We start from the raw sequence: 15,188 nt of genomic DNA on the forward strand, positions 1-15,188 counted from the left end.
GGCCTCTCAGGGGCGCGGGGAACTGCGCGACCAGCCACGACGGTGGCGCGCCCGACCGGCTAGCGCTCCAGCAGGGCGAACAGCTCCTCCCACATGTCGAGGACCCGGGCCTCGGAGAAGCGCTGGACATTGGCGCGGGCCCGCTCCCCCATGGCATCCCGCAGGCGGGGGTTGCCGGTGAGCCGGAGGAGGCGGTCGGCGAGGGCGTCGAGGTCACCGGCAGGCGCGAGCAGGCCGTCCTCGCCGTCCCGCACGATCTCCCGCACGCCCGGCGCGCAGTCGAACGCCGCGCACGGCACCCCGCTGGCCATGGCTTCCATCAGCGCCAGCGGAAACCCTTCACCGCGCGAGGACTGCACGAACACCGAGGAGGCGGCAAGGGCGGCCGGCACGTCGTCGGTGCGGCCCTGCCAGCGCACGGAGCCGTCGAGGCCCAGCTCGGTGGCCTGGCGGCGCAGGGCGGGCTCGTCGGTGCCCGCCCCGTACAGGTGCAGCTCCCAGCCGGGCCGGTGCGGCGCGACCTTCGCCCAGGTGTCGAGGAGCATGTCGATGCCCTTCTGGTCGGCGAGCCGGCCGATGGAGCAGACGACGTTCGCCGTGCGCGGCGAGGGCACGGCGGGCAGGTGAGCGAGGGCGTTGGGCATGAAGCCGACGTTGTCGAGGCCCTCGGCGGTCCAGATGTCGGCGTCCTCCTGGGTGAGGGCGAGCCAGCGGTCGACGTGCGGGTAGTGCCGCTTCACCCAGTGGTAGCGGTGGCAGGCCCGCGAGTAGGCGAACGACTCGTGGCTCATGCCGATGAGCGTGAGGTGCGAGGTGTCGGTCTCGCGCAGCCACTCCATCGGCCACACCTGCGTGACGACGACGACCGAGCCGGGCCGCGCCTGCCCCAGGATCGTGTCCAGCTCGGCGATCGCGCGTTTCTTCGCGGCGAGCCTGCGGGCCTCGCGGCGCCGCGCGGGCACGCTGAAGCGGCGCCGGCCGCGCATCGGGCGGGCGGTGAGCGGGTGCTCCGGGTACAGGGCGGTGACCGGGTAGTCGGGGGTCTCCGGCACCGCCATCTTCAGGTCGGCCCGGTGCACGCCGATGACGTGCACGCGGTGTCCGGCCGTCTGGAACAGGCGGGCCATCTGATGGGTCCAGGCGGTGACTCCGCCGAGTTCGTCGGTGCTGTTGGCAACGAGGTAGAGGTCCCGTTCCCGGGTGGCGGTCGTCATCACCGGCCCGCCTTCCGCGTGAAGAGGGCGTCGACGACGGCGCGGGCGGCGCCCCCGTCGTCGTAGGTGCCGAACTCGGCGGCGAAGGCGCGCCGCCTGTCCTGCCAGTCGGCGTCCGTCTCCTTGATCCGGGCGAGGGTGGCGTGCAGCGCCTCCTGGGTGTCGACGACCGGGCCGCCGGAGCGGACGCGCAGGTCGAAGTAGCTGCCGCGCTCGGCGGTGTACGTGTCGAGGTCGGGGGCGAAGTGCACGAGGGGCCGGTCCAGGAGTGCGTAGTCGAACATGATCGACGAGTAGTCGGTGACCAGGACGTCGGCGAGACAGAGGAGTTCGCTGACGTCGTGGTGGCCGGAGACGTCGACGACGGTGCCGGGCGGGGTGACGGACAGCGTCGCCGCCTCCATGTAGTGGGCGCGCACGAGCAGCGTGTGGGTGTCGCCGAACCGTTCGGCGAACTCCCGCACGTCCAGGAGCAGTCGCGCCTTCTTGTTCTTCGGTGTGCCGCGGAAGGTGGGCGCGTACAGGACGATCGTGCGGTGGTCGGGGATGCCGAGCGCGGCGGCGAGGGCCGGGCGCGGGAAGCGGCCCTCGCGCTCGTCGCGGGTCCGGGCGGCGACGAGCCGGTCGTTGCGCGGGTAGCCGACGCGCATCAGCCGCTCCTCGGGGATGCGGTAGGCGCGGGCCAGCGTGGTCACGTCGTGCTCGGAGCGGACGAGGAACCGGTCGAACCGGCCGACGGCGCGCATCAGTTGCTCGCGCTGCGGCGCGCTCTGCATCTTGTGGCGGATCTCGTCGTGACCCATCCGCTTGTACGCGGAGCCGTGCCAGGTCTGGAGGTACGTGGTGTGCTTCGGTTTGTCGAGGGCGTGCGGGAAGCCCTGGTTGTCGACCCACCACTCGGCGCGGGCGAGCGCCCACAGATACCGCCAGGACCAGCGGCGCACGAGCGTGGCGTCCTGCGGGAACCCGGTGGGGTCCTGCGCGTAGGACCACACGACGCGGGCGCCGCGGCGGCGTGCCACCAGCTCCTCGTGGACGGCGCGCGGGCTGTCGCCGTAGCACTTGCCCATGTGGCTCTCGAAGACGACGGTGCCGCGGCTGACGGGCAGCCGGCGCAGCAGGTGGCGGTAGACGGTCGTCTTGATGCGCTGGGAGTGCAGGGCGGCGAACTTCTTGCGGAGCTTCTTCCAGCGCTGCTTGATCACGCGCGCGGGGCGGAAGTTCGTGGCGTAGCGGGCCAGCGCGTTGGCCGTGCGGGCCGGGCGGCGCCGGGGCAGCAGGCAGACCGCGAGGTGGTGCCCGGCGGTGACGTAGGGCTGCCAGGTGTCGGCGGTGAGCCGGCCGAGCCGCGGGCGGGCCGGGAGCGCGGTCGCCTTCGTGTCGACGACCGCCTTCTCGGCGAACAGGTCGAGCGGCGCGAGCTGTTCGCCGTCGATGCCGAGCAGCAGGCGGGGATCCCGGTTCCGGTCGCCGATGCCGCGCGGGCGCAGGACGGTGGTGAGCGGGACGGTGACGCGCCAGGCGATGGTGTCGTCGCGCAGCCGTACGTCGTCGAGCGGCACGGTGACGGTCCCCGCGCCCGAGCCGCGGGCGACGAGTTCGAGGCTCGCGGTGAGCACATGGGTGCGCTCGGTGTCGCGCAGCGCGGGCGGGAGCACGGCCGCGCCCTCGACGACCAGGCGGCCGTCTTCGCGGGCGCACCGGGTGACCCGGTTGAGGAGCCTGAGTCCGCGCAACGGGCGGTGCTCGTCGCCGAGTTCGGTGACGTCGTACGAGGGGTGCAGATGCGCCGGGCTCCAGTAGGCGCGCCCCTCGTGGCGGGCCTGCGCGGTGACGACGGTGCCGGGCCTGGCCAGCGCGTACGCGGCCGTGTGCACCCCTTGCGCGTCGCCGTCGGCGAGCAGCGCCGCGGCGATCCGCTCCAGGGGTTCCAGGTCGCGCAGCGCGCCCTCGTCGACCAGCCCGTCGAGCAACGGCCCGTAGGCGGCGGCGAGCTCGGCGCGCCGGTCGGGTGCGGCGCCGAGGAAGGCGCGGGCGCACGGCACGACGTGGTCGGTGAGGAAGGCGCGGGCGCGGGCGGCGCGCAGCGCGGGGTCGGTGAGCAGGGCCAGGGCGTGGCGCTGCGCCGCGGCGGCCGTCGGCAGGTCGCCGAGCGGGTCGGGGGCGGGGCGCCGGGTGGTGATCAGGTTGGGGACGAGGGCGATGCGGCGGGCGGTGAGCGCGAGGTCGAAGCCGGTGCCGCCCTCGGCCCACCGGGTCCGCCGGACCGCGTAGCCGGCCGTGAGCGCGTCCCGTACGAGCAGTTCGGGGGCGTCGGCGGGCTCGGTGACGACGCGCGTGCGCCCGTACAGCTCCTGCTGCCAGGCGGGGCTGTGCTCCTTGGTGTCCTTGGCGCCGTTGCCGGTCCGGCGGGTCCAGCGGCCCGCGATCAGGTCGGCGTCGGTGCGGCGGGCGGCGGCGAGGAGGTTGCGGCAGGCGTTGCGCTCCAGGAGTTCGCCCGGGGCGAGGGGCAGGACGTGGCCGCCGCGCGGGGCGCCGGTGCGCACCCGCCGCGGGTGGTCGGCGACGAGGGCGGCGCCCGCGTCGGCGGCGCCCGCACCGGTCAGGACGGCCTCGGTGGCGGCGAGGGTCTGGTCGAGGACCGAGCGGACGGTGTCGCGCAGGGCGGCCGCGGCGGTGCCGGGCGGGCAGTCGACGACGACGCTGATGTCGGGTTCCACGCTGCTCATCGGCCGCCCCCGCGCACGTCGTGGGCGAGCATCGCGTCGGCGACCTGCGCGGCGGCGGTGCCGTCGTCCAGGTCGCAGAACGCCTCGCGGAACCGCTGGTGGGCGTCGCGGTGTCCGGCGACGGCGGCGTCCGCGTCGAGCAGCGCGGCGATCACCTCGTCGCTGGTGCGCAGCAGCGGTCCCGGCGCCTTCGCGGTGAAGTCGAAGTAGAAGCCGCGCAGGGTGTCGCGGTAGTGGTCGAGGTCGTAGGTGTGGAAGAGCATCGGCCGACCCGTCTGCGCGAAGTCGAACATCATGGAGGAGTAGTCGGTCACCAGCACGTCGGCGATCAGCAGGAGTTCGGCGGCGTCGGGGTGGCGGGAGACGTCCCGGACGAAGTCGGACTCGGGCACGGCGCCGCCGACGAGGTAGTGGCGGCGGACGAGGAGCACGTGGTCGTCGCCGAGGGCCGCCTCCGCCGCGGCGAGGTCGAGCTGGAGGTCGAGGCCGTACTTGCCGCCGGTGCGGCGCTGGTTCTCGCGCCAGGTCGGGGCGTAGAGGATGACCCGCCTGCCGTCGGGCACGCCGAGCCGTTCGCGCACCGCGGCGGCCAGCTTGTCGCGGTCGGGCGCGTGCAGCAGGTCGTTGCGCGGGTAGCCGGAGGCGAGCACGTCGCCGGTGTAGCCGAACGCCTCGCGCAGCACCGGGGTGGAGAAGCTGTTCGGGGAGACGAGCAGCGACCACTGGTCGGCGCGGGCGGGCAGCGTGGCGATGTACTTCGGGTCGGCGCTGGCGCTGCCGAGCAGGTCGCGGCCGATCCGCTTGAGCGGGGTGCCGTGCCAGGTCTGGACGACGTACTGGCCGTCGGCGCGCTCGAACCACTCGGGCAGATGCGTGTTGGTGACGACGTAGCGGCAGCGGGCCAGCGCCTCGTACCAGTCGGCGCTCCACAGCACGACCGGGGTGACGTCCGGCGGCAGCTCGACCTGCTGGTCGCGGACCACCCACAGGTGTTCGAGGCCGGTGTCGCGGGCGGCGAGTTCGGTGTGCACGGCGCGCGGCGAGTCGGAGTACTGGCGGCCGTCGAAGCTGATGTGGAGGACGGCGTCGCGGCGGGGCAGGGTGCGCTGGGCGGCGTAGCGCTCGCGCAGCGCGGCCTGGGCGGCGCGGCCGCGGTCCGGCTCGGGCAGCGCGGAGCCGGAGTGCAGGACGAGCTGGTCGTGGTGGCGGCGCTGCACGGTGAACGTCCGCCCGCGCAGGCCCCGCAGGAGCGGCAGGTCGGCGTGGCGGGCCGGGGCGAGCAGCAGCGGCACCCGGCGGTCGGGATCGCTGTCGCCGGGCGCGCGCAGGTACAGCTGCCAGGTGCCCTCGGCGAGCGGCAGGATCCCGGCCTGGCCGGTGACGGCGTGCGGGCGCAGCACGGCCTCGAAGCGGCCGTCGGTGACGGTGACCGGGGTGACGGCCTGTTCGCCGTGGCCGTCGTGGGCGAGGACCAGCTCCCGCTCCCCGCCGAGCGGATAGCTGCCCGCGAGAAGCAGATGGCCGCCGGGCTCGCGGCAGTCCGCGCAGACCCGGCAGGTCTCGCCCTCGGCGCACTCCTCCCAGCGGACGGTGTCGACGACGGGCCGCACGATCTGGTCGCGCAGTTCGGTGTTGCCCGAGGGGTTGGCGAGCACCATCAGCTCGCGGCCGCCGCCGAGGCCGTAGCGGCCGGGGGCGATGTCGGGGCGCACCGGCAGCGAGACGGCCTTGGCGGAGTCGGCGGAGCTGCCTGAGGCGGCGCCCTCGCGGACCAGGGCGACGCCCCACGGGTCCGCCGCGTCCCGGCCGGCGCCGAACAGGGCGAGCGGGACGCGGGCGGTGAAGGTACGCCCGTCGCAGGTCACGGGCAGGTCGTGGGACTCCTTGGTGCGCCAGTTCTCGACGCGGACGGCGAGCGGGGTGCCCGCCCCCGCGGCCAGGGCGCCCGTCAGGCGGATGGTTTCGCCGTCGCAGCTGTGCTCGGCGAGCCGGGCCCGGAGCCGCTCCACGCGCAGCCGCAGCCGGCCGTCGCTCAGGGTGGGCACGACCCGCAGGTCGTCGTCGAGGTGGCGCAGCGGGACGGTGCCGGAGCCGCTCAGCCGGACCGGTCCGGTGCGCGGCAGCAGGCCGCCGGCCCAGGCGCCGAGCTCCAGGTTCCAGGTGGTGCTGGCCCGGGCGGTGACCAGCTTCGCCGGGTCGACGACGGTCTCGAAGCCGGCCCGGTCGTAGTTGTGCAGGCCCTGCTTGGAGGCGAGGGTCGCCTCGCGCGAGCGGACGGTGCGCAGCCGCAGCGGCACCGCCCGCCGCTTGCCGGCCCGCAGCCAGGCGACGCGGGCGCGGGCAGTGAGCCGCCCGGCGGGCAGGTTGCGCACGTAGGCGTAGCCCGTGAGGCGCAGCTTGCCGTCCTCGTCCCAGGCGGCCCGGGTGATCCGGGCGTCGAGCGGCAGGTCGGTCTTGGCGAGGCCGACGACGGAGCGCGGCAGCCGGCCGCCGAGCACGGGGAAGTCGGCGCGGCGGCCGCGCAGTCCGCGGCGGGCGGTGAAGGCGCCGGGGTTGCTCTTCTCGTACGCCATGTAGGCGAGGAGTTCGGACATCCGGCGCTGCCGGACCAGCCGCCAGCGCACTCTCAGGCCGAGCGGGAGTTCGTCGAAGATGCCCGGATCGACGCTGTCCGCGAAGGAGTTGACGTGGTCGAGGAAGGCCTCGTGGTAGGCGGCGTCGCCGTCGGGCAGCGCCTGCATGAACATCCACAGGTCACCGGCGACGACGCTGGCGTCGTAGCGCCGTTTGCCCTCCCGCCACTCCTCGCGCTCGGCGAGCGAGCGGCTGGCGGAGGCGCAGGAGGCGGTGCGGTCCTGGATGGCGCGCGGGACGGCGCGCTTGTTGGAGATGGAGCCGTCGCGGTCGCGCCACAGGTAGACCGTGTCGGAGAGCACGTCGACGCTGCGCGCCCGGAAGTGGGCGGGGAGCACGACGGGGATGTCCTCGAAGAGCACCCCTTCGGGGAACTCGAAGGAGTGCTCCTGCCAGAAGTCGCGCCGGAAGACCTTGTTGCAGGCGATGCGGTCGGCGAGCAGGCCCCAGTCGCGGGTGACGTGGGTGGCGGGGCGGGTGGTCGCCATGATCTTGCGGAACATCGGCGACTGGGCGGTGGAGCCGTCCGCGCGCAGCCGGAAGACGTTGCCGGTGACGAAGTCGGACCCCGAGGCCTCCAGGGTGTCGAGCATCAGCGCGTAGGCGCCCTCGGGGATCACGTCGTCGCTGTCCACGAAGGCGATGTGGGCGCCGGTGGCGTGCCGGATCCCGGTGTTGCGGGCGGCGCCGAGCCCGGCGTTGGGCTGCTCGACGAGCCGGAACCGGCTGTCCCGCTCGGCGTGGGCGCGCGCGATGGTCCCGCTGCCGTCGGTGGAGCCGTCGTCGACCATCACGACCTCCAGGTCGCGCATGGTCTGTGCCGACAGCGACTCCAGACAGTCGCCGAGATAGTCCTCGACGTTGTAGATGGGGACGACGACGGTGAGTCGGGGTGTCATGCGCGGCGCACATTCCTTCCGGACGGCTGAGGACAGCGGCGGTGAGCCGGGTGTGCTGGAGATGGCTCACTCGTTAACAACCGGCGACGTCCTCGCCGGTCACCCGGTCTGGGCCATTCGGGTGAGCACGGGCCGGCCCCCGCGTCACGGGACGCGGGGGCCGGGGATCGCGGGTGGCCGGGAGCGGGCCGCCTCACGGTTTGACGGCGATCCGTCCCTCGTCCATGCGGAGCAGGAGCAGCCGCTCGCCGGTCCGCTCCAGGAACTCGTCGACGGCCTGGCGGGAGCCCTGCCAGTAGCCGTAGTCGTCGATGAGGAGCACGCCGCCGGGGACCAACCGGTCGTAGAGGTGGTCGAGTTCGTGCTTGGTGGAGGCGTACCAGTCGGTGTCCAGGCGCAGCACCGCGATCCGCTCCGGGGCCTGACCGGGCACGGTCTCCTCGACCTTGCCCTGGACGAAGTGGATCCGCTCGGCGGGGTAAGGCACCTGCTGGAAGCCGGACTTGACGTCGTCGAGGGTCGCGTAGGCCCAGATCGCCTTGTCCTTGGAGTTGCGGGCGAGGATGTCGGAGGCGGGGGTGCCGTCGCGCCGCAGGTCCTCGTCGGTGGGCGGCGTCATGCCGTCGTAGGTGTCGAAGAGATACAGGTCGCGGTCGGTGGCGCCGCGGCCGAGCAGCGCCCTGGCGCAGGCCTGCATGGAGCCGCCGCGCCACACGCCGCACTCGACGATGTCGCCGGGGATGTCGTGCTCGACGACGTGCCGGGTGGCGAGGACGAACGCGTTGAGCCGCTCCGGGGACGTCATCGTCCACGGCTTCACCGCGCGGATGATCTCCTTGGCCTCGTCGTCGTAGTCGGCCGGAAGTCTGAGCTCCTTCGGCCGCGCGGGCGCCGCCGGTGCGGCGGGGACGGGCTGCGCGGCGACGCGCGGGGCGGGTACCTGGGGGCGCGTCAGCTGGTATCCGGTCAGGGTGCGGAGTGCGCCGTTGACGGCGTTCTTCCATGCCATGGGGCGGGACACTACGCGCAATTCACCCTTCCTGTCACGATGCGTCAATCCTCCGTCACTCTAAGTGGGTTGACGGCGGTACCACCAGCGCCGGGCGGGTTCCTCGACGTAGGTGTACGCGGCCCAGGACAGGCCGACGACGACGGTGGCGACCCCGATGAGCGTGAGCACGTTCTGGTCGCCCGGCGCCGCGCGCCCCCAGTGGTCGAGGACGAACCGGTTCACGGTCTGGTGCAGCAGGTAGAAGGCGTACGACCAGGCGCCGAGCCGCACCATCAGCGGCCCGCACAGCCAGCCGCGCACCCCGGAGCGCTCGCGCCGCACGCACGCGACGATCAGCAGTCCGGAGAACAGGGCCACCAACGGCCGCACCGAGCAGTCGAACTGCTGGACGACGCCCGGTCCGAACCAGTCGCCGCGGTGGGCGTACACGACGGTGTAGGCGGCGAAGACGGCGGCCAGCGGGCCGGGCCGCACCGGGATCCGCAGCCCGCGTCCCACCGCGAGCGCCAGGCTCATGCCGAGCGCGAACTCCGGCAGCCGCGCGAGCGGATGCCGCATCAGCCACTCACCGAGGAAGGGCGAGAGGTGCGTCGCGGCCCAGAGGCCGACGCCCCACATGGCGAGGAGCCCGGCGGCGCACAGGGCGAGCAGGGTGCGGGTGCGCAGCCGGTAGGCGACGCGGATCGCGAGCGGGAACAGCAGGTAGAAGAAGGCCTCGACGCTGAGCGTCCAGGAGACGCCGTTGCCCGGGAACATCGGGACGACGCCGGGGAACCAGGTCTGCACGAGCACCAGCGAGGCGAGGAAGCTGGGCAGGTCCCAGGGCACCCCGCCCCACAAGTGGAACACCCAGACGCACGGGACGGTGGCCGCGAGGTGCAGCGGCAGCACCCGGCCCGCGCGCCGCCAGTAGAAGGTCCTGGCGGCCGTCCCGGAGCGGTGCCCCCAGGCCAGCAGGAACCCGGACAGCACGAAGAAGAACCCGACGCCGTTGACGCCCATCGTCGAGTACGGGAAGAGGGCCGGTGTGTGGGCGACGCCGCCGGACGGGCTCGCGCCGGTGAAGTGGTGGACGAACACGGCGAGCGCGGCGAGGAAGCGCAGCCCGGTGAGCGAGTCGAGCCGGTCGGCGCGCGGCACGGCGGCGCGCGGCCGCAGCGCGGGCTGGTGCGGGAGCAGCGCGCTGGTCATCACGCCTCCCGTGCGACGGCGGGCGCGGGTGCGGCCGGGGCGTGCGGCGGGGCCAGCGGGATGGGCCGCGCGGGCACGAGCCGCCCCGGCGGTCCTGGCCGCGGCGGCGGGACCTCCGCGACGGCGGCCCGGGCGGCCTGCCCGGGCACGAGCCGGGCGCCGCAGTCGCCGAGTTCACCGCGCTCGTGGTGCTTGGCGTGCCGCATGCGGTCGATACGGGGCTTCGCCCAGGCGCGTACGGCGGCGATGCGCGCGATGCCGCCGGGGACGGCGGTGGCCCGGACCCAGTCGCCGCCGTTGCTCTCGCGGTACAGGCGCACGTACCCGGCGTCGGTCAGCCGCTGTGCGGTCAGCCCGGAGCGGCCCGGCCACGCGGCGTGGACGTGCAGGAGTTCGGGCCGCACCTCGTTCAGGAGATAGCCGGTGAGGGCGGCCCTGTCGCGGGCGGCGTAGGCGTCAGCGATCCGCCGGTCGGTGAGCCCGGCGACGTCGACGATCTTCAGCCTGCTGGTGAGCAGGGTGCCGCCGAGGTCGGGCAGGGCGGCCGTGGCGTCGCGGCGCAGGCCGAGCCGGTCGGCGTATGAGTCGAAGAGGCGGCCGTAGCGGTCGGCGACCCAGCACATGGACAGGGTCGGCTCGGCGGTGAACTCCTTGTCGCGCACGTCCTGTCCGGCCAGCGACAGGGTGAGCGCCCCGCCGAGCGCGCAGGCGACCAGGGCCCTGGCCCGCACCGGCGCCTCCCCGCACGCGGCGGTGACGGCGAGCGCGGCGACGGCCGAGCCGAGCACCCACACCGGGGTGGCGAACCGGTACAGCGGCATCCAGTCCGGCGCGAGCGCCCCGTACGCGAGAAGGGCGAGCGCGAGCGGCAGGCAGAGTAGGGCGACGGCGCGGCGGGCGGGTCCCGGCCGGCCGAGGGCGAGCCCGGCGCAGCCCGCGCAGACGAGGACGAGCGCCCAGCCCGCGTACCCGATCAGGTCGCCGACCTTCGCCAGGTCGGCGAGTTCGGGCGGCTGCTGGGCCTTGGCGACGGCGGTGTTGGGCACCCACAGCCCGAAGACGGCGTGCCGCCACAGCAGGAAGGTCCCGTAACCGGCGCCGAACAGCGCGCAGTTGAAGGCCGCGTCGCGCAGCGCGCGCGGGCGGCGCAGCAGCAGGACGGCTACCGGCCAGGCGGCGGCGAGGACGGCGCCGTCGGGGCGGGTGAGCGCGGCGAGCAGGGTGATCCCGGCGGCCGCGCAGGCCCCCTTGAGCCCGCTGCCGCGCACCAGGACCAGGGCGAGCGCGGCGGCGCACAGCCCGTACAGGGAGTTCTCCAGGCCGGAGAAGCACCACACCACGTAGCTGAGGTTGGCGGCGAGCAGCACGCCCGTGCCGAGCACCACGAGCCAGGCTCGGCGCGGGAGGGCCGCGCGGGCCACTCCCCCGACACAGGCGAGGGTGCCCGCGACACAGAGCAGGGCGAGCGCCTTGGGGAAGAGCGCGAGGTCGCTCACCCCCGCCCAGCCGCCCCGGTCGAAGAGGCGCAGGGTGCGTCCGACGAGCAGCAGGAGCAGCCACGCCGGGTTGGAGTACCCCTCGACGGGCGCGGACCCGGCCTGCTGGACCGGGCCGAGGCCCTCGCCGACGCTGCGGACGTAGGCGAAGGTGACGGCGGCGTCGTCGACGATCCACTGGCCGAGCGAGGCGGCCCGCAGTCCGACGAGCGCGGTGCCGGCGAGGACGGCGGCGGGGACGGCCCAGCGCGCGGGCCCGCCGCCCGGCGGGGCACCGGGCCGGCGGGCGGCGGGCACCCGGGGGGAGGCCGGACGGACCAGGGCCGTCCATGCGGTCAGAGCGGTCGCCGTGGGAGGGCGCAGCAAGATCTTCATCCACTGACCAACACCGCGGAGCCGATTCGGTCACTTGTACTGGACCACCCGGGTGATCAGGCCCGCGCCCGCAGCAGCTCGCGCACGGGAAGCTGCCGCACGGTGATCCGCAGCTCGCTCGCGCCCGGGGTGGCGACCCCGACGCCGTAGGGCCGCATCCGGTGCCGGCGCGGCCGGGGCACCCGGGCCTCCGTGGGCAGCGGCGCGACCGGCACCTCGGGGCTCTCGCCGAGCGCGCTCGCCACCAGCCGGACGCTCCACCGCTCCCAGGGCGCGTCCTTGTGCGGGAACAGTTCGCTCAGCGGCAGCGTGAACCGGACGACGCTGCCCTCGCCGTCGGCGGCCACCTCGGCGTCGTACGACTTCACCACCTGCTCCCCGGCGCGCTCCAGGGCGGTCTCGGCGCGCACCGTGCCCGCGCCGAAGTCCGCGAGGTCGGCGAGCGAGCTGCGGGCCACGATCTCCAGGCCGGTCTCCGTCAGCCGGGTCTCGGCCGGGGTGAACTCCTGCTCGGCGAACCGGGTGCGGGTGTCCTTGGTGATGTCGAACCACGCGTCGGGCAGGCCGAGTTCGGGGTCGCGGAAGCAGGGGTAGCCCGCGTAGGCGCGCCCCTCGTCGACGACGACCGGCGGACCGTTCCCGGCCGCGCACGTCAACACACCCTTCAGGGCGTCGAGATGGCCCTTGTCCGCGAGTCTCAGCAGCAGCCGCTGCCGGTCCGACAGCTTCTTCAGGGCGTACGGGCTCGCGTAGTCGCGGTGCAGCGCGCCGACCCCGTCGCACACCCGCCGCTGCTCGTCGGCGCCGAGGTCCAGGAACTCGGGGCTGATCAGCCGCGCCACCTCCCAGGTGAAGTGGCGCTGGTGGATCCACTCGCGGCCGCGCCCGGGCTCGGCCATCCGCCGGGTCAGCTCGAACAGCCGCCGGGTGCCGGTGAGCCGGTCCAGGGCGCGGAAGGAGACGGTGGCGTTGGTCTCGTCGTCGCGGCGCACCGCGAAGTAGTAGTCGTAGTCGGCGAGTACGGTGATCCGCCCGGCCCGGAAGCAGGCCTCCAGGGTGAACGGCTGGTCGCTCAGCACCGGCAGGTCCTCGGCGAACCGCAGCCCGTGCTCCTCGATCAGCTCCCGCCGGAACAGCTTGGTGTTGGACAGCGCCCAGGGCAGCGCCGACTCGTACAGGGTGATCTCGTCGCGGCTCTCGCCGTAGACGGCCTGCGACACCCAGCGGCCGTTCACGCCGACCATCCGGCCGAGCACGATGTCGGAGCCGAGCCGGTCGGCGGCGGCCACCATCCGCTCCAGCGCCTCGGGGCCCAGGTGGTCGTCGGCGCCCACGAAGATCACGTACCGGCCGCGCGCGAGGTCGAGGGCCCGGTTGCTGGGGGCCGCGGGGCCGCCCGAGTTGGCCTGGTGGACGACGGTGAGGACGCCGGGGTGGAGCCGGGCGAACCGGTCGAGTTCCGCGCCGCTGCCGTCGGTCGACCCGTCGTCCACGGCGACGATCTCGATGCGTTCCGTCCCGATGCTCTGCCCGACGAGCGAGGTCAGGCACGAGGTGAGGTACGGCATCGTGTTGTAGACGGCGACGACGACACTGACGTCCGGGATGTCCGGGCCGTCCTGGGGGGCCGTGACATCCGGCGCGCGGCCGGGAATGTTCTGCATGTGGTGCAAACGACCGCGCACGTCACTCGTTGCACAGTCCATGACGACCACGAACGTTCCCACCTCCTCTGTCCGCATCGCCGACGGCGCCCAGGTGCACGAGTCCGCGGCCCTCGGATCCGGCACCCGGGTCTGGGAGTTGGCGCAGATCCGCGAGGGCGCGCGCCTCGGCGAGGGCTGTGTCGTGGGCCGTGGCGCCTACCTCGGTACGGGCGTCTCCGTCGGCGCGAACGTCAAGATCCAGAACTACGCGCTGGTGTACGAGCCGGCGACCCTGGCCGACGGGGTGTTCGTCGGGCCCGCCGTGGTCCTCACCAACGACCACAACCCCCGCGCCGTCGACCCCCGTGGCCGCGCGAAGGGCGCCGCCGACTGGGAGCCGGTCGGGGTGACGGTGGCGGAGGGCGCCTCGCTCGGGGCGCGCTCGGTGTGCGTGGCGCCGGTGCGCGTCGGGCGCTGGGCGATGGTCGCGGCGGGCGCGGTCGTCACCCGCGACGTCCCGGACTTCGCGCTCGTGGCGGGCGTGCCCGCGCGGTGGATCGGCTGGGTGGGGCGTGCCGGGGAGCGGCTCCAGGAGGTGGCGCCCGGCACCTGGCAGTGCCCGCGCACGGGCGCCCGCTACGAGGAGCCCGCCCCGGGCCGCCTCACCGAGGCCTGAGCGGCGTGACGTACGCCTCCTCCGCGGGCGCCGGGGCCCCGAGCACGATCCGGCGGACCCCGGGCCAGCGCGCCGGGTCGGTGATCCGGCGGCCGTCGACCAGGACCCGTACGCCGGGGAGGTCCGCGACGCCCGTCTCCCGGTACTCGGCGTGGTCGGCCTGGACGACGGCGGCCGTCACCTCCTGGCCCGCGTACGGGGTGAGGCCGAGGGCGGCCAGTTCCTCGTCGGAGTACAGCGGGTCGCTGACGCAGGGCACGGCCCCGGCCGAGCGGAGCGCGCCGACCACGCCGAACACCCCGGAGAACGCGGTCTCCTTGACGCCGCCCCGGTAGGCGGCGCCGAGCACCAGGACCTCGGCGCCGGCCAGGTCCCCGTACGCCTCGGCGAGCCGGGTGACGGCGTACCCGGGCATCGCGGCGTTGGCCTCGCGCGCGGCCGCGACGACGCTCGCCCCGGGGTCGTTCCACAGGTACATCCGCGGATAGACGGGGATGCAGTGGCCGCCGACCGCGATGCCCGGCTGGTGGATGTGGCTGTACGGCTGGGAGTTGCAGGCCTCGATGACCTTCAGGACGTCGATCCCGGCGCTGTCCGCGAACCGCGCGAACTGGTTGGCCAGGCCGATGTTCACGTCGCGGTACGTCGTCTCGGCGAGCTTGGCCAGTTCGGCGGCCTCGGCCGAGCCCAGGTCCCAGACGCCGTTGGGGCGGGGCAGGTCGTCGCGTACGTCGAAGTCGAGGACGGACTCGTAGAAGTCGACGCCCGCGCGGGCGGAGGCCACGTCGACGCCGCCCACCAGCTTCGGATAGCGGCGCAGATCGCTGAACACCCGCCCGGTCAGGACGCGTTCGGGGCTGAACACCAGGCTGAAGTCGCGGCCCGCGCGCAGCCCGGAGATCTCCTCCAGCATCGCCGCCCAGCGGGTACGGGTCGTGCCGACCGGGAGCGTGGTCTCGTAGGAGACGAGGGTGCCGGGCCGCAGGCCCTCGGCGACGTCGCGGGTGGCGGCGTCCATCCAGGCGAAGTCGGGGGTGCCGTCGGCGTCGACGTACAGCGGGACGACGATGACGACGGCCTCGGAGACGGCGACGGCCGACACCGTGTCCGTGGTGGCGCTCAGCCGCCCGTCGGCCACCGCCTTCTTCAGGCGCACGTCGAGTTCGTGCTCGCCGGGGAAGGGCTCCACCCCGTCGTTCACGAGGGTCACCACCCGCTCGTCGACGTCCGTGCCGAGGACCTCGTGGCCCTTGGCGGCGAACTGGACGGCCAGCGGAAGGCCGATCTTGCCGAGGGCCACTACACAGATACGCATG

General features: G+C 74.4%; 9 protein-coding genes. 1 reads left to right on the forward strand and 8 read right to left on the reverse strand.

Going from position 1 to position 15,188, the window contains the following annotated elements; genetic code table 11:
* Positions 1 to 59: 59 nt before the first annotated feature.
* From ABII15_RS15455 to ABII15_RS15485, 7 genes are all read right to left on the reverse strand, one after another.
* Positions 60 to 1,214 (reverse strand): glycosyltransferase, encoded by a 1,155-nt coding sequence (locus ABII15_RS15455; protein ID WP_353942903.1) that lies wholly within the window; start codon positions 1,212 to 1,214, stop codon positions 60 to 62.
* A complete protein-coding gene (locus ABII15_RS15460) occupies positions 1,214 to 3,943 on the reverse strand; it encodes a CDP-glycerol glycerophosphotransferase family protein (RefSeq protein ID WP_353942904.1) in 2,730 nt (909 codons plus the stop codon). The genes ABII15_RS15455 and ABII15_RS15460 overlap by 1 nt, the downstream gene beginning before the upstream one ends.
* On the reverse strand, positions 3,940 to 7,476 hold the full coding sequence (locus ABII15_RS15465; RefSeq protein ID WP_353942905.1) for a CDP-glycerol glycerophosphotransferase family protein: 3,537 nt from the start codon (positions 7,474 to 7,476) through the stop codon (positions 3,940 to 3,942). The genes ABII15_RS15460 and ABII15_RS15465 overlap by 4 nt, the downstream gene beginning before the upstream one ends.
* A gap of 193 nt (positions 7,477 to 7,669) precedes the next feature.
* The gene (locus tag ABII15_RS15470; RefSeq protein WP_353942906.1) at positions 7,670 to 8,485 is read right to left on the reverse strand and encodes a TylF/MycF/NovP-related O-methyltransferase; all 816 of its coding nucleotides are present in this window, start codon (positions 8,483 to 8,485) and stop codon (positions 7,670 to 7,672) included.
* 60 nt (positions 8,486 to 8,545) lie between these two features.
* Complete coding sequence (locus ABII15_RS15475) at positions 8,546 to 9,679, reverse strand: acyltransferase (protein ID WP_353942907.1); 1,134 nt, start codon at positions 9,677 to 9,679, stop codon at positions 8,546 to 8,548.
* Entirely contained in the window at positions 9,679 to 11,550 is a 1,872-nt protein-coding gene (locus ABII15_RS15480; protein WP_353942908.1) for a hypothetical protein, read from the reverse strand. The genes ABII15_RS15475 and ABII15_RS15480 overlap by 1 nt, the downstream gene beginning before the upstream one ends.
* 56 nt (positions 11,551 to 11,606) lie before the next feature.
* Complete coding sequence (locus ABII15_RS15485; RefSeq protein WP_353942909.1) at positions 11,607 to 13,214, reverse strand: glycosyltransferase; 1,608 nt, start codon at positions 13,212 to 13,214, stop codon at positions 11,607 to 11,609.
* A gap of 40 nt (positions 13,215 to 13,254) precedes the next feature.
* Here ABII15_RS15485 and ABII15_RS15490 point away from each other — a divergent pair, with 40 nt between their 5' ends.
* Positions 13,255 to 13,872: an acyltransferase gene (locus ABII15_RS15490; protein ID WP_353942910.1), complete on the forward strand. Its 618-nt coding sequence runs from the start codon at positions 13,255 to 13,257 to the stop codon at positions 13,870 to 13,872.
* Here ABII15_RS15490 and ABII15_RS15495 read toward each other — a convergent pair.
* Complete coding sequence (locus ABII15_RS15495) at positions 13,859 to 15,187, reverse strand: nucleotide sugar dehydrogenase (protein WP_353942911.1); 1,329 nt, start codon at positions 15,185 to 15,187, stop codon at positions 13,859 to 13,861. The genes ABII15_RS15490 and ABII15_RS15495 overlap by 14 nt on opposite strands.
* Position 15,188: the final 1 nt, after the last annotated feature.

This window comes from Streptomyces sp. HUAS MG91, assembly GCF_040529335.1.
Taxonomy (GTDB): Bacteria; Actinomycetota; Actinomycetes; order Streptomycetales; family Streptomycetaceae; genus Streptomyces; species Streptomyces tabacisoli.